Origin of the sequence: Okeania sp. (assembly GCF_035285525.1) — a bacterium.
Taxonomy (GTDB): domain Bacteria; phylum Cyanobacteriota; class Cyanobacteriia; order Cyanobacteriales; family Microcoleaceae; genus Trichodesmium.
On the sequence record NZ_JAYKGW010000106.1, the window covers coordinates 17,141 to 35,900 of the forward strand.

Genomic DNA, 18,760 nt, shown 5'->3' on the forward strand with positions numbered 1-18,760 from the left:
CAATATCTTTAGGAAGAAGTTGTACCATCAGGCATAATTGCTCCTCTCATATCTGCATCTCGGAAATTAGTTTTATTAAATTTTGCATCAATTAAAACAGCTTTCACTAATATAGCTCCTGTCAAATTTGACCAACTTAATTTAGACCGAAATAAATTAGCTCCTGTGAGATTAGCACCTCGTAAAGTAGTCCAACTAGCATTAGTGCTTCGTAGTTTTGCTCCACTTAAATTAGCTTCACTTAGAGTAGCTCCAATAGTAGTAGATTTACTCAAATCAGCTTCACAAAGATTACAACCACTTAACATAGCTCCACTCAAAATTCCATGAGTTAGGTTAGCATTATCCAAAATTGATTCATTCATTAAAGCATTAGTTAAATTAGCAAATTCTAAGTGAGAACCACTTAAAATAGAGCGAATTAAATTAACACGAATCATTGTAGATTCACTCAAATTAGCTTTAGTCAAATTAGCTTGACTTAAGTTAGCCTCCGTTAAGTTAGCACCCTTTAAATCAGCTTCACTAAAATTAGCTTCCCTTGAATTAGAACCTCGGAGATTAGACCCATTCAAATTAGCATTAGTCAAGTCAGTTTTAATCATAGTTGTTCCTATCAAATTTGCTTCGCTCAAATTTGCTCCCCTGAGAGAAGCATCTCCTAAACTAACTTCTCTAAAATTAACCCCACTAAGGTTAGCATCCTTCAAGATTGCATTACGAAGGTTTGCCCTAGTAAAATTAGCATTGCTTAAATCGGCTCCGGTTAAATCAATTCCTACCAGAGTAATACCTTTAAAATTTCTTTCCCCTGCTGCATATTGCCTAAGAAGTTCATCAGCTTCCATTTGCTCTGCCTCAACCTATTTTGTATTTAATATTTTATATTTAAAGTGCAACATTATAGCACTAACCAATGGATAATGAATAATTAATAATTAATAATTAATAATTAGTAATTAATAATGGATCGGGACTTACGCAGCGACCCTAGATATAGTGCTTAAAACCCCATACGCAATAGGTTTTAAACTCTATAATATAGTAACTTTCCGTAATTTCTGTTGATAATGAATAATTGATAATTATAGTTTTTACTGATCAAGGTTTGAGCCTTTAAACAGGCTCAAAAAAGTGCAACTTTTTTAGCCAAAATTACTAAAAAGTTAAGATTTTAAACAAACCCAAGGATAAAAAAATCAAGGAACAATTATTCCTTCTACTATCTCTTTCTTCCCACCCTCCCCACCCTTCTCACGTTCTGCTTTATTCAGCAACCCTAATTATTTTTCCTCTCTTCTTTCTCAAAAATAAATCCAGACTTGTATACAATTAATTTTTTTGGTCAAATAAAATAGTAAACTCAAAAAAAATTCTATGCCAGAAAATAGAAGAAGCCAATTAGTAACTAAAGGAGTACAACGCGCTCCCAACCGAGCTATGCTCAGAGCAGTAGGTTTTCAAGATTCAGACTTTACCAAACCAATCATTGGGGTTGCCAATGCCTACAGCACTATTACTCCTTGTAACATGGGGATTAATGATTTGGCCCTCCGAGGTGTAGATGGAGTAAAAGATGCTGGAGGAATGCCACAGATATTTGGCACAATTACCATTAGCGACGGTATTTCCATGGGAACTGAAGGGATGAAATATTCCCTCGTTTCTAGAGACGTTATTGCCGACTCCATCGAAACAGTTTGTAATGGCCAAACAATGGACGGAGTTTTAGCCATTGGTGGATGTGATAAAAATATGCCTGGAGCCATGATAGCGATCGCCCGGATGAATATCCCAGCCATATTTGTTTATGGTGGTACGATTAAACCAGGCCATTACAACGGTAAAGATTTAACAGTTGTGAGTGCTTTTGAAGCAGTGGGACAATATAGTGCTGGAAAAATTGACGAAACAGAATTAACAGAAGTTGAACGTAGAGCTTGCCCTGGTGCTGGTTCCTGTGGGGGAATGTTTACTGCTAATACCATGTCTTCAGCTTTTGAAGCTATGGGTATGAGTCTGATGTACTCCTCAACAATGGCTGCGGAAGATGCAGAAAAAGCAGAGAGTACGGAAAAATCAGCTCATGTTTTGGTAGAAGCTATCCATAAACAAATTTTACCTCGGCAAATTATTACTCGCAAATCTATCGAAAATGCTATTTCGGTAATTATGGCTGTTGGGGGTTCTACTAATGCAGTATTACATTTCTTGGCAATAGCTCATGCTGCGGAAGTAGAATTATCTTTGGATGATTTTGAAACAATTCGAGCTAGAGTACCTGTATTGTGTGACTTGAAACCAAGTGGTAAATACGTTGCTACAGATTTGCATAAAGCAGGTGGCATTCCTCAAGTTATGAAAATGCTTTTAGAACATGACTTACTCCATCCAGATGAGTTAACTATAACAGGTAAAACTATTGCACAACAGTTAGCGGATGTACCTTCTGAACCACCTGCTAATCAAGATGTCATTCGACCTTGGGATAATCCTATGTATGCTCAAGGACATTTAGCTATTTTAAAAGGAAATCTGGCCAGTGAGGGAGCTGTGGCTAAAATTACCGGAGTGAAGAATCCAGAAATAACAGGTCCAGCAAGAGTATTTGAATCAGAAGAAGATTGCTTAGATGCAATATTAGCAGGAAAAATTCAAGCCGGAGATATTATTGTAGTTCGTTATGAAGGCCCCAAAGGTGGACCAGGAATGCGAGAAATGTTAGCTCCAACTTCAGCTATTATTGGTGCTGGTTTAGGAGATAAAGTAGGATTAATTACTGATGGTAGATTTTCTGGTGGTACTTATGGTATGGTAGTCGGTCATGTAGCTCCCGAAGCAGCAGTAGGTGGAGCGATCGCTCTGGTTAAGGAGGGAGATATGATTACTATTGATGCTCATCAGCGTTTACTACAGTTAAATATTTCTAATGAGGAGTTAGAAAAGCGTCGTCAAGTTTGGGAACCACCAACGCCTCGTTATACTAGAGGTGTATTAGCTAAGTATGCGAAGTTAGTTTCTTCTAGTAGTGTTGGAGCAGTAACAGATGCAATTAATAATTAATAATTAATAATTAATAATTTGATTAGGACTTACGCACCAGATGCTATATATATAGTGCAAAAACCCCATACGCAATAGTTTTTGAACTCTATAAATAGTACCTTCGCGTAAGCCCTGTTGATAATGAAAGATATCTTTTATTGTCAATTATTTAAAGTCTTTGAATAATTAATAATGGATAATTGATAATATCATGTCCGTTGGCATCGGAGCGTGTAAAAAGTTGGAGAAATATCTACCGCCATATCAGGTTTTTTCCTCTCAAATAAGCTTCTTCCTTTTTCCTTCTTCCTTACCGAAAAATATTGGTTTAAAGCCTCCCCTTTTAAGGGGATAAAAAAGAATATTCCTTATTTCAAGCATCTTGCTTGACCTTTGTTATGGCGCGAAATAGCTAGAGGTACTGATCACTGATAACTGATAACTGAAATAACCTTATCACTGGCAATATTAATCCTACTGGAGATGATATAATTGATGATGAAAAATATCTTGAAAATAGTCAATTATCTAAAGTCTTTGAATAATTAACAATTGATGATGAAAAATACAGTGGATTCCACTTTTGTGAAATACATCTGTCGCTGGCTTTCCAGCCCGCACTATAGACATTTAATTATGATGTATATACCTGGAATCTGCTGTATCTTGGAAAGTGTCAATTCTCTAAAGTCTTTGAATAACTGATAGTAAAAAATATCTTTTAAATTATTAATTATCTAAAGTTTTTTTCAACAGTAAACTGTACTAAACCAGCCCCCTTTTTGAGATTTTTCTAAACCCTTCTTCCCTCTTCCTTCTTCCTTCTAAATTATAATGAATGCCTCAATTTATAGTATTGCTATTGAAATCACTGCTGGAATTGCTAGACATTATTTTATTTCCTCTGACAGAACATTTAAAAATTCAATTGGATGGGGTCTTCAAGGAATTGAATATCAAGGCAAAGGAGCAAAATTAACAGTTGAACAAGAACAACGAGTTTGTGAATATTTAGACAAGTTTGGCAAGTATAATATTCATACTAATAATTGTGAAATGTTTGCTTGGTATGTCATTACTGGAAAACGTTATTCTGGGCAAATTAAAGAAAAAATTCATACTGCAATTGGGTCTAAAATAGTTTCTCTTGTACAACCTGTTTTAACGCCTAGAGAAATAGTTAATTATCAGCATGAACAAGCAATAGTTTATAGACTTAATGAAGACCTAGAAAAAGCAAAACTTGCTCAGTTAAAATCAGACCAAGCAATGCGTGATGATTTTTGGAAAAAAAAGAGATGCCAATAAGTAGAATAACAGGACCGAATTGGTTGGGTTTCGTTCCTCAACCCAACCTACGTTTATTGCTAAAAATGTAGGTTGGGTAGAACGAAGTGAAACCCAACAAACAATTATGGATGTTGGGTTTCCTTCCTCAACCCAACCTACGTTTATTGCTATTTATAATAGATAAAGAAGTGGAACTTAACAACCATAACCATGATTATTTGTTGGGTTTCGTTCCTCAACCCAACCTACGTTTATTGGTGTTTTATAATAAGTAAAGAAGTGAAACTTAACAACCATGATTATTGGTTGGGTTTCGTTCCTCAACCCAACCTACGTTTGTTGGTGTTTTATAATAAGTAAAGAAGTGAAACTTAACAACCATAACCATGATTATTTGTTGGGTTTCGTTCCTCAACCCAACCTACGTTTATTATTAATTATTAATTATTAATTATTATATACTTATGAATAATTCTCAACCTCCCCGTAATCGTCAAACTGTCTTGGGTAATATTACTCAGGTAGTTCAAACTATTCATGCTGGTGTCAATTTTTCTGTATTGGCACTGAGACCTAATGCCAAAGTACCCGAACTTTGGATACAGGAACCAGAAGGTACTCCAGCTAAAAAATATCCTCTTTTGGGCGATCGCTATTTACTCGGACGTTCTTCCCAATCTTGTGATATTATCATTCGTAATCCTCTAATTAGCAAAATTCATCTATCTATTTCGCGAGACTCAAATAGAACTAACACCCCTTATGTCATCAAAGATGAAAACTCTGCTAATGGTATCTATAGTGGAAAAAAAAAGATTTCTCGTTTTCGTTTGTGTCATGGTGATACCTTCACTTTAGGACCACCGGAATTAGCTAATAATGTTAAACTTCGGTATATTGACCCTCCTGCATGGTATACTATAGGATTTCGTTATCTTGTCTTTGGTATTTTTGGGTTTACGGCTTTGGTCAGTTTAATCATTCTACTGGAATGGACAAAATTCAGTGTATACCCACTACCCAACCCTATTACTGGTCCAGTAGTTGTCTATGCTCGTGATGGACAAACACCTTTACGTCAAGCTTCTAGAAATTCTCATTATGAATTGAGTCGTATCTCCAAATTTTCCAAATATTTACCAGATGCGGTGGTTGCTTCTGAGGATAGTCGTTTTTATTGGCATATTGGCGTAGACCCCATCGGAATTACGAGAGCCATATTGACAAATTTACAGGCAGATGGTATAAGGGAGGGAGGTAGTACAGTTACTCAACAGCTAGCAAGGAGTATATTTCGAGATTATGTCGGTACAGAATATTCTGCTAGTCGGAAATTACGAGAAGCAGTCGTATCATTAAAATTAGAAGCTTTTTATAGTAAGGAAGATTTATTATTATTTTATCTAAATAAAGTTTATTTAGGATTAGATTTATACGGATTTGAAGATGCTGCCAGATTTTATTTTGGCAAGGGCGCTCAAGATTTAAGTTTATCAGAAGCAGCAACATTAGCCGGAATTTTACCAGCACCTAATAGTTTTAATCCGGTACAAAATTATCAATTAGCTATCGAAAAAAGAGATAGAGTTATTTATCGAATGCTCAGTCTCGGTATGATTAATCAACAAGAAGCAGATAGAGCTAGGCGATCGCGAGTAGAAGTTAATCCTAAAGCTATAGAAATTATTCGAGGAACTTTAGCACCATATTATTATAGTCATGTATTTAGGGAACTGGAAGAATTATTAGGAACAGACTTAGCAACAGAAGGAAATTTTGTAGTGGAAACCGCTTTAAACCCAAAAATTCAAAGTTATGCAGAAACAGCTTTACAAGATAGTATTAATAATGATGGTGTTTATGCTAACTTCTCTCAAGGTGCGATAGTGACCATAAATTCTCGGAATGGAGAAGTTATTGCTTTGACTGGAGGAGAAGATTATCAAAAAAGTCAATTTAACCGAGCGACTCAAGCACAACGTCAACCAGGTTCGACTTTTAAAGTATTTGCTTATGCTGCTGCTCTAGAAAAGGGAATATCACCAAAAAAATCATTTTCTTGTAATTCCATGAGATGGAAGGGACAAACTTACGGCGCTTGCGAACGGAGTGGTGGTAGTACAGATATGTATAATGGTATAGCGCTTTCTGAGAATGTGGTAGCTTTGCGAGTTGCTCAACAAGCAGGTTTAGATAGGGTGGTAAGAATGGCAAAGAGTTTAGGAATTAAGTCTAAGTTAGATGCTGTACCGGGTTTGGTGTTAGGTCAAAGTGAAGTTAATGTTTTAGAAATGACTGGTGCTTACGGGGTGTTTGCTAACGGTGGAGTTGGAAATAGACCTCATACTATTAAGAAAATTATAGATAGTAGTGATTGCGATGATAATAATAATATTGATACTTGTCGGTGCATTTATTCTTACGATCCTAACCCCAAGTGTGATAACACCCAGGGAGATGTTCAAGCTAACCAACGTATTTTGGAACCATACATCGCAGACACTATGACTCAAATGCTCCAAGGAGTTGTAGAATATGGAACTGGTCGTAGTGCTAGTTTGGGTTTAGGAGAAGCAGGTAAAACTGGTACAACGAATCGAGGAGTGGATTTATGGTTTATTGGATATGTTCCTAACCAAAGTATGGTTACAGGTATTTGGTTAGGAAATGATGATAATTCTCCGACTGGTAGCAGTAGTAGTCAAGCTGCTCGGTTATGGGGAAATTATATGGAAAAGGTGGTAGGGAAGTAATTTCAGTTATCAGTTATCAGTAAGGAAAGAAGTAGGGAGTAAAGAAACCCGGTTTCTTCGAGAAACCGGGTTTCTGGTACAAGGAAGTAAGTAGGGAAGTTGCACCGACAAAAATGCGTTTTCGTATAGGGAATGCTCCGCTTTCCATGTCCGCTCAAGCGCGAAAAACGCACTCTACTAAACTCAATTATAGTCATTCCGAATAAGAATGGAAAACTGTTTCAGCGAAAACCCTTTCACAGGAAGAAAACCTTGTCTCAATCTAAATCAGAATGACTATATTAATTATTAATTATCAATTATCAATTATTAATTATTAGTTCTGCCTTTTTGCGGAAATAAACCTGCTGGTTTAAGTTGTAAAAAAACAATAATTAAAGCAAATACCATTACTTTTGCCATAGAAGTAGTTGCAAAGAAATTGAATAAATTAGTCAACATTTTCATGGTTTCTATATCTCCCAAAATTAAAGCTATAGTTCCTGAACCAATTAAATAATTAGTAATTCCAATTCCCATAGCAGCAATAACAGTACCAAATAAGTTTCCTACTCCTCCAACGACAACTACCATAAAAGCATCGACTATATAATTTTGTCCTGTATTCGGACCGACTGAACCTAATAATGTAATTGCACAACCAGCAACTCCAGCTAATCCGGAACCTAATGAAAAAGTAATAGTATCAACTTGATTTGTGGGGATACCTAAACAAGCACTCATACTTCTATTTTGAGTGACTGCTTTAATTCTTAAGCCCCAATTTGATTTATTCAAAAATAAGTAAATTAAGAGCAAACTTATGGCAGTTAAAATAATGATAAATATCCGAGAGTAAGGTAATTGAAATTCTCCAATAGGTAATCCACCTTGTAACCAAACTGGAGCGGTAACATCAACATTTCTGGCACTAAACCAAGGTTTGATTAATCCAGGAATTTTCAATAAAAATCCGCAAGCAATGGAGATTGTTAAAGATAAGAAAAAAATAATTGCTCTGGCTAAGTTTTTAATTTTTTCCCAATCAGAACGACGTTTTTTGACGAAATAAAGACCGCCAAAATAGAGGATACAAAAAATTATGATACCGATAATTAAAACACCATTTACACTCCGCACAAATTGACGCAAAATCAGACTAACTCCCCAAGTTGCTAGTAGAGTTTCTAAAGGTCTACCATAGAGAAAACGTATCACTCCTTTTTCTAATATTAAACCAGCGATCGCTCCCACTATAAATGCTATGGGAATGGCGAATAAAATATAAGTATTAGCAATAGGTTCACCCATGCTATTAAAAATATTTTGAACTACGAAAGTTGCATAAGCACCTAACATCATTAGTTCGCCGTGAGCTAAGTTTATTACTCCCATTAATCCAAAAATAATGGCTAATCCGAGAGCGACAATTAATAAAACTGAACCAATACTTATACCGTTAAATATAGCTATTAATAATTCTTGCATTTGAAGTAAGAAGTAAGAAGTTAAGAAGGGATAAGAAATTTACAGCAGTTTTTAGATTAACTAACCACATAAAAAACAATAACCCTGTAGGGAAGTTACATGCAAATTCCCTATTTTGTGTTGTAAATAATCCTAAATGATTAGTCAAAAAACTGTAGAGGTTTGGTTTCCAAATCCCATTTTATTTTAGATTTGAATACAAAAATCATAGGATCAAATATTACAATCTATTTAAGATTTTTATAGTCATCATTCAAGAGGTTAAAGTCAAAATTTAGTCATCTTTGAGATGACTTCAGCTATTAGCCAATGATTAAAATCCTTGACTTTAGATGACCTCGCAAGTGCGATTTTTCGGGAACCGTGCATCTTAACTCCCGTGGGTGTACTTCACCAAACTTGAAACCGCTATATCAACGAAAATTAATAAAGCCGATAACTGTTAACTTTTGACTTTTCAGCTTTTTAATAAGCTTTTCAAAGTTTAGTTAAAATCAAGCAAATATTAACTGAACTTCTACTACATTTAAAATCCGAAAATTCCAGCAAAATCACAAGTATATCTAGTTATCAACTTAAATTTAATAAAGCTGATAACTGATAACTGTTAACTGTTAACTGAATAACTGTTAACTAACTTTATATTTACCACCTTTATTAGGGTCGCTCCAATCACAAGCAAACCCTTTAGTTGATGGCACAAATTGATTCCAAGGTATAGGTGCAATAGCTCCATCAGTAGACCAAACTATATTAAACAAACCATCATCACGAATTTCACCTATTCTGACAGTTTTAGAAATATGATGATTAGCATTCATAGTAACTAAACCTTCTGGAGCATTAAAACTTTCCCCGATCGCTGCCATTCTTACTGCCTCTAAATCATCAGCAGTACCAGCTTTTTCTACTGCTTGTTTCCACAGATAAACCATAATATAAGCAGCTTCCATCGGGTCATTTGTTACTCGGTCTTCTCCATATTTTGCTTTAAAATTTTCCACCCATTTTTTATTAGTTTCTGTATCCACAGTTTGGAAATAATTCCAAGCAGCGTAATGACCAATCAAAAATTCTTTACCTATTTGTCTGACTTCTTCTTCAGCAATACTCACCGACATAACTGGATATTTATCTGGAGTCAAACCAGCACCTTTCAACTGTTTAAAAAAGGCAACATTACTATCACCATTCAGACTATTAAAAATTACTCCACCATCAGGCAAAGCTTGTTTGATTTTAGTAATAATTGGAGTAACTTCTGTATTTCCTAAAGGCAAATAATCTTCACCAACAGTAGTACCTCCTTTAGCTTTTAACTGTTCTTTAATAATTGTATTTGCAGTGCGAGGAAAAACATAATCTGAACCAACTAAGAAAAATTCTTTACCTTTATTTTCTAACAACCAAGTTACAGCAGGTTCAATTTGTTGGTTAGGAGCAGCACCCGTATAAAAAATGTTTTTTGAACATTCTTGACCTTCATATTGTACGGGATACCAAAGCATGTGGTTCTTAGATTCAAAGACAGGTAATACCGACTTTCGGGAAGCAGAAGTCCAACAACCAAAAACAGTAACTACCTGGTCTTGATCGATAAGTTTATTGGCCTTTTCTGCAAAAGTTGGCCAGTCAGAAGCACCATCTTCGACAATAGCTTCTATTTGTTTGCCCAATACACCACCAGCAGCATTTATTTCTTCAATGGCTAATTTTTCAGCTTCAACTACTGTAGTTTCACTAATGGCCATTGTGCCACTGAGGGAATGGAGAATACCTACTTTTATTGTTTCCTTTGCCTCAGATGTAGTAGTATCAGTAGTTCCACCACAAGCTTTGAGAAAAATGCTGGTTCCTAAAGCAGCGGAACTATATATTAAGAAATTACGACGTCCTAATCCTTTACCCATAAAAAAGTTCTCTACTATATCAGTGAAATGACAAGCTGAACGTTAACATATTAAAATTTTGTAAACTGAATCTTTGAATACCATTAGTAAAAAATTTATGAAATAGGGAGTAGGGTTTATTAATGGATAATGGATAATCGATAATGAATAATTGAGTTTTACTGAACAAGTGGAAATGTCATAGCAAGAGGTTAGGAAAAACTAGAATTTTACGACTTTTTATTTTTGCCCCCAAAGCCATCTCTAAATCTACTAGATATTGTTTCGTTTCCCTTAAAAATGTCATAGCAAGAGGTTAGGAAAAACTAGAATTTTACGACTTTTTATTTTTGCCCCCAAAGCCATCTCTAAATCTACTAGATATTGTTTCGCTGTCGATCGCAATGACTATATTATGTTAATTATTAGCCTCAATTATTCCTTCTGCTTCGAGAGCGATCGCCTATTATTTTACCAGCATTATTAACTGTAGAATTTCTGTCGAACTTTTCCTATATTAAAGGTTGTTAGAAAGCGCAAAAAAATCAATAGAGGGTAATTGCTTTTGTAAAATAAGTAAAACTTTCTCAATTAATTCTTGATCATTTGGGGAAGTTTTTTTAGGTTGTTCATGTATATCTTTATTTTCTCATTCTTTCATAGCTTCTTTATAAATATTATCAATAGTTTCATTTTTCAAGAATTGCTATTTAAGTTTCACATAATCTCCTTGAATTCCTAAGTTTAAAGTGGTAATAATATCTAAAAACTTAGAAGGTTCTAATTGATTAAAGAATATTAATAACGCTTCTTGGATAATTTTATCATTATAAATTAGGTTCGTTTTCATCACATACCACTAAACAGTTATCAGTTATCAGTTATCAGCTTTATTAACTTAAAGTTGATAACTAGATATACTTGTGATTGTGCTTGAATTTTCGAGTTAAAAATGTAGTAGAAGTTCAGTTAATATTTGCTTCAATTTAACTTGACTTTGAAAACCTTAGATGAAGTGAACAGGATTGATGGTTTTTCAAGAAAGGTTTTGACAACTTGATATCTCAAATATGTCACACATTTAGCAATTATAATTTGCAAGCATTCAGCTATTAGAAGTCAGCTATTCCTACGGAATGCTTACTATAATTTAATACTCATAATCAGTATAGTCGGCAAATATATCTATTTATCAGACGAGTCTATAATTTTGAATATTTGCCTACTATCTGAGATTTATTAATTAACTATTAGCCTCAATTATTCCTTCTGCTTCGAGAGCGATCGCCCTCAATTTTTCTAAGGTTTTTTGATTAGCAGATTGCCATAAACCTCGTTGATTTACTTCTAATAATCTTTCTGCCATATCTCGCAATACCCAAGGATTTTTTGCTTGAATAAATGATTGTACAGTTTCATCAAAAATATAAGCTTCAGCTACTCCTTGATACATAAAATCTTCTACACATTTTGCCGTTACATCATAAGCAAATAAATAGTCTATTGTTGCTGCCATTTCAAAGGCTCCTTTATAACCATGACGCATAACTCCAGCTATCCATTTAGGATTAATAACTCGCGAACGATAAACCCTAGAAATTTGTTCTTTTAATTGTCTAACTTTAGGATTTTCTGGCATAGAATTATCTCCAAAATAAGTATGAGGATTTTTGCCTGTTAAAACACGAACTGCCACAGTCATTCCTCCTTGAAATTGATAATAATCATCTGAGTCTAATAAGTCATGTTCTCTATTATCTTGATTATGCAAAACTATTTGCATTTTTTGGAGACGTTGGGAAAATGCTTCTGGAGAATTTATCGCTCTTTTTTCAGGATTAAAACTATTATTAATTCCTGTATAAGCATAACTACTCCAATTAATATAAGCTCTGGCTAAATCTCGATCGTCTTGCCAATTTTGAGATTCAATTAAACCTTGTAAACCTGCACCATAAGCCCCTGGTTTAGAACCAAATATTCTATATTGAGAACGTGCTTTTGCCTGAACTTCAGTTAACCCTAATTCTTGCCAATATTTAACTTCTTTTTTAACTTGAGCAGCTAAAGGATTTTCTGTTTCTGGTTCATCTAAATTAGCTACAGCAATAACAGCTTGGTCAAATAAATCAATAATATTAGGAAAAGCATCTCTGAAGAAACCAGAAATTCTTAAAGTTACATCTACACGAGGTCTTCCTAATATTGAAACTGGCAAAATTTCAAAGTCAATAACTCTTCTAGAAGGTCTATCCCAAACAGGTTTTACTCCTAATAAGGCGAGTGCTTCAGCAATATCATCTCCACCAGTTCGCATGGTAGAAGTTCCCCATATTGATAACCCTAAAGTTTGAGGATATTCACCATTTTCTTGAGTGTATCTTTCGATTAAGTTTTCTGCTGCTAACTGCCCTATTCTCCAAGCAGTTTCTGTAGGAATAGCGCGAATATCTACAGAGTAAAAATTGCGACCTGTTGGTAAAACATCTGGTCTACCTCTGGTCGGAGCGCCAGATGAACCACTAGGGATATATTTACCATCTAATCCTATTAATAAGTTAGTAATTTCTTGATTAGTTTTTTGCAGAGCAGGTAGAAGATTTTGGCGAATCCATTCTAATTCTTTGTTTGTGTCTGGAAAGGGAGAATTAATCATATTTTGGTTAATTAAATTTTCGACTAAGTTAGCTGCTTTTTGTTCGAGTAATTCCACAGCATCACCCAGAGTACGACAAGATTTTTCATCTATTAATAAGTTCTGATTAATCATTGTCGAAAAATCATCGGTTAGGGGGTCAAAATCTAAGTTTAAATCTTTAGCTAAAGCACGAGTTAAACCTAAACGAGTTGTGCTGGGATGACGAGCGATCGCTATGATTAAATCTCGTAGTTGTTGACCTTGGGGAGGTTGACCAAATATATGTAAACCATCACGAATTTGTGCTTCTTTTAATTCGCAAAGATAACCATCTATATTAGTAATTAGTTTGGCAAATTTAGTATTTTTATCGGGAAATTTCGACTCATTTGCTTCTGGATGTGAGAGAAAGTCTGAGGATTTTTCAGAAGTGGAAAAGTCAGAAGTTACATCTTCAAATTCTAAAAAATTAGTAGAATTAATCTGTACATCCTTGGCAAAAGTCGTGTTATCTGAGTCTTTTTCTAAAAATGATAAATCTTTATCTAAACCTTCTTTTTCTATCAAATTAATTATTCGTTCCCTAATTACAGATAACCGAGACGGAGCTAAACTTTGTGCCTCATAATATTCATCAATCAAAGTTTCTAATTCCTGTAAAGAACCATAAATTTCAGCACGAGTCATAGGTGGAGTTAAATGATCTATAATAACAGCTTGCGACCTCCGTTTAGCTTGGGAGCCTTCTCCTGGATCGTTAACAATAAAAGGATAAAAATGTGGCAAAGCACCGATAGCTATTTCTGGAAAACATTCTTGAGATAAACCGACACTTTTACCAGGCAACCATTCTAAATTTCCATGTTTTCCCACATGAATAATTGCATCTATTTTAAATTTTTCTCTTAACCAATAATAGAAAGCTAAATAATCAGGAGTTGGTTCCAAGTCTGGAGCATGATAATTTAAACTAGGGTCAATATCGTAACCCCGCGAAGGTTGAATACCGACAAAAATATTCCCTAGCTGAATACCTGAAATGGGAAAATTATCAGTTTCTTTATCTTTCTCAAATTCTGAATAATAACTAGAAACATCTTGGGAAAAAGATGCTAGAACTTTTGTGGAATTAATCCGTGTATCTGTGGCAAAATTTCTGTCTTTATCTTTCTCAAATTCTGAAAAATTCCTAGAAACATCTTGGGAAAAAGATGAGGCAATTTTTGTGGAATTAATCTCTACATTTGTTGTAAAATCCTTGTCTGTATCTTTATCAAATTCTCCATCATTATCTTTCTGAAATCCTGAAAAATCCCTAGAAACATCTTTAGGAAAAGATGAGGAAATTTTTGTAGAATTAATCTGTGTATTCGTGGCAAAATCCGTGTGTGCCGTGGCAAAATATTTATCATTCTTATTCCCCCATCTCTGAATAACTTTTTCCCTTGCAACCTCTGGCAAACTAGCCAAATAAGTTTCAAATTCTGCCAAAGATAAAGACTGAAAAACAGGACGTAATTCCCGACTTTCCAAATCATTTGTTACTCCAGAAGTCAAACGTTTAATTAACTCATCCCCCGTTGCCGGAATATTTTCCAAATAATAACCAGCACCTTCTAAAGCTTGAATAATTTCTACACAACTAGCAGGAGTATCTAACCCCACTCCATTAGCAAGACGACCATCACGATTAGGATAATTTGCTAATATTAATGCAATACGACGTTGAGATACTGGAGTTTGTCGTAACTTGATCCAATTAGCAGTTAATTCTGATACAAACTCAATCCTATCTTGAACCGGAAAATAACTAACTACATCTGTTTCTATCTCAGAATTCCAAACTTGAACTGCCTTAAAAGAAACTGCCCGACTAATAATATTTCCATCTACCTCCGGCAAGGCAATATTCATTGCTACATCCCTTGGAGAAAGACCTTGAAATTCACTTTTCCACTGGTCAAAATTCCCACCACTAAAAATTACTTGTAAAACTGGAATGTCTAAATTTTTCCCATTTCTTAATAAGGGAGGAAAAGAAAAATTTTCTAATTCTAAATCTTGCTTATATTTTGATTTTTGGTTTAATACTTCACCGTCTACAGAGTGTTGATAATTGTTTGAGTTTTGAGTCCCCATCCACTTTTTCCTTCTTCCTTTTTCTTCCCCCCTTTCAAAGGGGGGCGAGGGGGGATTCCTTCTTCCTTCTTCCTTTTTCCTTCTTCCTTCTTCATTTACAACAGAAACAGCAAAACTGGTTGTATTTAATAATAATTGAATTGCCTCAGCATTTTCAGGTTGAAAATACTCTAATATTTCTCCTTGTACTTCTATATCTCTAGGAGAAGAAACAAACACCGGAATAGGTTCTAAATTTTTTTCTATTAAACCTTGGCAAAGAGCATCTATCGGAGCAACATTTCCAGACAAATAATGAGCGCGATAAAATAATATTCCAACTTTTGCCTTTGCGCTTTTCTCTCCTTTTTGCAAAGGATAAATTCCCACTCGCGGTACTGGTACAGGTGAGGCAAAATCATAACTTTTTCCCAAACAAATATTAGCGATAAACTTCAAACCATTAACACAATTATCAACCCCACCTTCTATTAAATATTGCCAGAATTGATTAACCAAAGAAATTGCCACATTAGAATGACTAATTAAATCTGGATCGGGGTGGTCATCTCCAGGAATTACTATTAGTTTCGCCCGATGTTTTTCTATCACTTCTAATAAAACTTCCAAACCATAAGACCAATATGAACGCCCCCCCAAAAGTCGAACAATAATTACTTTTGCCTTAGACAAAATATCATCAGTATAAGTATCAATAGTTAACTGCTGTTGTAAATGAAGTAAATTAGCAACTCGCATTTTTGGAAAATCTAAAGGTAACTTATTAACCGCTGCTGCTAATGTTTGAATATCCGTATCTGCCGCAGTTAAAAATATTATTGGTGCAGGAGTTTGTTCGATAAAAATTACCCCCTCTGCTTGAGGGTTCCAACCGCCAGGAGTAGCTGCTATTCGGTGCATAATTTTATTGTCTAAAAAACCTAATTATTTTATCATAATAAGCATTCAAATATTAGCATCAGCTCGTAATTTTTTTAATTAGTAAAGCCAGCTTTCTTTTAACTTCTACTACATTTTTAACAATAAATCTCAGTTGTCAAGCTATATAATTTGTGGCAGTAAATTATAGATGTCTTTCAGTAGCTGATAACTGACAGGTAAATGCTAGTTATCAATAAAATTCTTTGACCATCAAAATTTTTTCTGTGGTTGTTGTAAAATTAAATTTAATAGTAAATAAAATATTCAGCTATTAGCAGTCAGCTCTCAGCAAAAGGAATAATTTTAAATACAATATACAGCTTTGGTAATTAAGATTTAATTCTGACTTAATTAGTAAAGCTTTTATCTAAAACTAAAATCAATAACTTTTAGCACAGCTCCGACCCAGGAAGCTAGCTGACGACTGAGTATTTACAGTAGATAAATTTTTAAATCAGAAATGGAAATGATAGAAATAAATTTGACAACCTGGAGAATATTCTCAATATTATTATCAATATTTGTCGGAATCTTCAGTGGAATAGGAGGTTATTTATTTACTAAATATCAAATATCTCAAGTTCCAATGCAAATTGAAGAAAATCTCTCTTTAATATCTTTAACAGGTATAGTTATAGAAAAACCTTGGAGTAAAACTACTGAGTCTTGGGTGGCAGGAGATAGCAATTATTATGTCTTAGATGTGGGAGATTTAGAAATAGAAAAACGTTCCGCTGAAGAAGGTGTAATTTTGCGTGCTTCAGAAGCGATCGCTTGGGAAACTTTTGTCAAATATGTCGGAATAAAAGTGGAAATAAAAGGAGAATATGTTGATAGTAAACCGTATCAACCAAAGAGTGTTTATGAGTCTTTTCCAATGGGAATGGATGGCAAACCTTTACCTAGAGGAGCAGGGTTTAAAGTTTATGAAATTAGGGTGTTAGATGAGTAAATACAGCATATTTTTGGCAAATGAAGTACAGGTTAAATCGCCAAATTATTGTAGTGCGGGAATCTTGCCAGCGACAGATGTATATCATAACAACGAAAATCCCTGTATTAGTTGTTTTATTAAAGTTAAAAATTGACTACTTCTAATCTTTCCCCTAACCCAAAGATAGAGAAAATTTCTATCTTTCCAACTCTACTATTTATTTGAGAAGGAAAAATTTACTACTTCTAATCTTTCCCCTAACCCAAAGATAGAGAAAATTTCTATCTTTTCGATTTCAATATTTAACTAAAAGGAAAAAAATAAATAATACTTCTTTATATTAAATCCTCTCAATTTTAATCAGAGGTAATTATCAATTATCAATTCTAGATATGTGTGGTCTAGAAATACTATTTTTAAACATTTCCTCTAAACTTTTATTTCTCACATTTTCCGATTCTTTTCCCCACTTCCATATACTTTCATAGAAAAAGAAAGATACTCCAGAAAAATTTCTCTTCCTCACAGCTTCCACTTGTTCTTCAACTATTTTTATTGGAGTCGAATTATTTCTCAAACCAGTCATAATTCCAATGGCAAAATTAATATCATTTTTTACTAATTTAACCTCCGTTTGTTCCAACTCATAAATAAAACGTTTCATATCTGAACGATAAACCTGTAAAACAATTTCATCAATCCATTTTTCTGTTGCCCAAGTAAACCAGTCTTGTAAATAAACAGGTAAAGCAAAGTGCAAAGGATTCGGAGATATAGAAATAATACAGTCAGGTTTTATCGCTTTTATTTCTTTAGAAATTCTTTCCATGAAACTATTAATTTTATCAGCTCGCCAACGCACCCAAAAACTTTCTTTAGAATTTTCAGAAGGCGATAAACCATCAAGTTCTTTTTCATATAATTTAACTGTAAAATCATCATAACCAAATTCCCCAGGCAAACCAAAATGGTCGTCAAATTGAATCCCATCAACATCGTATTTAGTAACAATTTCCAGAACTAAATCTATTATAAATTGTTGTACTTCTGGATGAAAAGGATTCAGCCAAACTCGTGGATATTCACCTTCCATTTTTATAGTATTTCCATCCCGACGTTTTGTTAACCAATTAGGATGTAATTTCGCTAATTCTGAATCTGCTGGTGCCATGAAACCAAATTCAAACCAAGGAATAATTGTTAAGCCTTTTTCATGTCCTTCACTAACAATTTCTTGTAAAAAATCTCGCCCTTGTAAACCAGGTGTAGGATCTAAAGATTTGCCAAATACTTGTTGTGCTACTTGACTAGGATAGAAAGTATAACCTCCTTGCCAAACAGTGGGATAGAGTGTGTTGAAGTTGAGATTTGCTAAACGATTTACTGCTGCTTTTGTCGCTGTACTAGAAAATAAAACATCGCTATCTATATTAGTTATCCAAACACCACGAATTTCGGTTTTGGGTTGTGCAGTTTTGCTAATTTTAGTAGAGGCAAATACCAGTACAATTGCCGTAAAAATTGCAATTAATATTAAGGTAATAGTTCGGAAATTTGATTTTGATTTAAACATAAAATTTTTAGTGTATTTGATTTTTTTTAGTAAGCGATCGCTCTAATTCAGACATTGATAATTTATCTAAACATAAATAGTCTTCAAATTCAATGCTTAGCATTTTTTCCT

Annotated in this window: 12 protein-coding genes; 6 read left to right on the top strand and 6 right to left on the bottom strand. The window is 34.2% G+C overall.

Features of this window, described 5'->3' with window-relative positions; all coding sequences use genetic code 11:
• Positions 1-8: 8 nt before the first annotated feature.
• Positions 9-848, bottom strand: a complete 840-nt coding sequence (locus VKJ25_RS10035; protein WP_324236491.1) for a pentapeptide repeat-containing protein — start codon at positions 846-848, stop codon at positions 9-11.
• A 529-nt stretch (positions 849-1,377) separates the two neighbouring features.
• Between VKJ25_RS10035 and ilvD the strand changes: the two genes are divergently transcribed.
• From ilvD to VKJ25_RS10060, 5 genes are all read left to right on the top strand, one after another.
• Positions 1,378-3,063: a dihydroxy-acid dehydratase gene (gene ilvD / locus VKJ25_RS10040; protein ID WP_324236492.1), complete on the top strand. Its 1,686-nt coding sequence runs from the start codon at positions 1,378-1,380 to the stop codon at positions 3,061-3,063.
• 816 nt (positions 3,064-3,879) lie between these two features.
• The gene (locus tag VKJ25_RS10045; RefSeq protein WP_324236493.1) at positions 3,880-4,353 is read left to right on the top strand and encodes an NC domain-containing protein; all 474 of its coding nucleotides are present in this window, start codon (positions 3,880-3,882) and stop codon (positions 4,351-4,353) included.
• 86 nt (positions 4,354-4,439) lie between these two features.
• Positions 4,440-4,610, top strand: coding sequence for a hypothetical protein (locus tag VKJ25_RS10050; protein WP_324236494.1), 171 nt, complete (start codon positions 4,440-4,442; stop codon positions 4,608-4,610).
• Between the two features lie 20 nt (positions 4,611-4,630).
• Positions 4,631-4,786 (top strand): hypothetical protein, encoded by a 156-nt coding sequence (locus VKJ25_RS10055; RefSeq protein ID WP_324236495.1) that lies wholly within the window; start codon positions 4,631-4,633, stop codon positions 4,784-4,786.
• 13 nt (positions 4,787-4,799) lie between these two features.
• Positions 4,800-7,088, top strand: coding sequence for a transglycosylase domain-containing protein (locus tag VKJ25_RS10060; RefSeq protein WP_324236496.1), 2,289 nt, complete (start codon positions 4,800-4,802; stop codon positions 7,086-7,088).
• Between the two features lie 309 nt (positions 7,089-7,397).
• Here VKJ25_RS10060 and VKJ25_RS10065 read toward each other — a convergent pair whose 3' ends face one another.
• The 4 genes from VKJ25_RS10065 to cobN form a co-directional block, all read right to left on the bottom strand.
• Positions 7,398-8,555 (bottom strand): ABC transporter permease subunit, encoded by a 1,158-nt coding sequence (locus VKJ25_RS10065; RefSeq protein ID WP_324236497.1) that lies wholly within the window; start codon positions 8,553-8,555, stop codon positions 7,398-7,400.
• A gap of 629 nt (positions 8,556-9,184) precedes the next feature.
• Positions 9,185-10,465, bottom strand: a complete 1,281-nt coding sequence (gene urtA, locus VKJ25_RS10070) for an urea ABC transporter substrate-binding protein (RefSeq protein ID WP_324236498.1) — start codon at positions 10,463-10,465, stop codon at positions 9,185-9,187.
• A gap of 685 nt (positions 10,466-11,150) precedes the next feature.
• Complete coding sequence (locus VKJ25_RS10075; RefSeq protein ID WP_324236499.1) at positions 11,151-11,294, bottom strand: hypothetical protein; 144 nt, start codon at positions 11,292-11,294, stop codon at positions 11,151-11,153.
• A gap of 393 nt (positions 11,295-11,687) precedes the next feature.
• Positions 11,688-16,121 (bottom strand): cobaltochelatase subunit CobN, encoded by a 4,434-nt coding sequence (gene cobN / locus VKJ25_RS10080; protein WP_324236500.1) that lies wholly within the window; start codon positions 16,119-16,121, stop codon positions 11,688-11,690.
• A gap of 481 nt (positions 16,122-16,602) precedes the next feature.
• Between cobN and VKJ25_RS10085 the strand changes: the two genes are divergently transcribed.
• Positions 16,603-17,094, top strand: a complete 492-nt coding sequence (locus VKJ25_RS10085) for a hypothetical protein (protein ID WP_324236501.1) — start codon at positions 16,603-16,605, stop codon at positions 17,092-17,094.
• Between the two features lie 355 nt (positions 17,095-17,449).
• Here the strand turns inward: VKJ25_RS10085 and VKJ25_RS10090 are convergent, their stop codons facing one another.
• A complete protein-coding gene (locus tag VKJ25_RS10090; RefSeq protein WP_324236502.1) occupies positions 17,450-18,649 on the bottom strand; it encodes a glycoside hydrolase family 10-like protein in 1,200 nt (399 codons plus the stop codon).
• Between the last annotated feature and the right edge of the window lie 111 nt (positions 18,650-18,760).

Bases quoted from the DNA above. Each gene is read 5' to 3' on its own strand.
- VKJ25_RS10035 (WP_324236491.1), bottom strand. From the start codon at position 848: ATGGAAGCTGATGAACTTCTTAGGCAATATGCAGCAGGGGAAAGAAAT.
- ilvD (WP_324236492.1), top strand. From the start codon at position 1,378: ATGCCAGAAAATAGAAGAAGCCAATTAGTAACTAAAGGAGTACAACGC.
- VKJ25_RS10045 (WP_324236493.1), top strand. From the start codon at position 3,880: ATGAATGCCTCAATTTATAGTATTGCTATTGAAATCACTGCTGGAATT.
- VKJ25_RS10055 (WP_324236495.1), top strand. From the start codon at position 4,631: ATGATTATTGGTTGGGTTTCGTTCCTCAACCCAACCTACGTTTGTTGG.
- VKJ25_RS10060 (WP_324236496.1), top strand. From the start codon at position 4,800: ATGAATAATTCTCAACCTCCCCGTAATCGTCAAACTGTCTTGGGTAAT.
- VKJ25_RS10065 (WP_324236497.1), bottom strand. From the start codon at position 8,555: ATGCAAGAATTATTAATAGCTATATTTAACGGTATAAGTATTGGTTCA.
- urtA (WP_324236498.1), bottom strand. From the start codon at position 10,465: ATGGGTAAAGGATTAGGACGTCGTAATTTCTTAATATATAGTTCCGCT.
- VKJ25_RS10075 (WP_324236499.1), bottom strand. From the start codon at position 11,294: ATGAAAACGAACCTAATTTATAATGATAAAATTATCCAAGAAGCGTTA.
- cobN (WP_324236500.1), bottom strand. From the start codon at position 16,121: ATGCACCGAATAGCAGCTACTCCTGGCGGTTGGAACCCTCAAGCAGAG.
- VKJ25_RS10085 (WP_324236501.1), top strand. From the start codon at position 16,603: ATGGAAATGATAGAAATAAATTTGACAACCTGGAGAATATTCTCAATA.
- VKJ25_RS10090 (WP_324236502.1), bottom strand. From the start codon at position 18,649: ATGTTTAAATCAAAATCAAATTTCCGAACTATTACCTTAATATTAATT.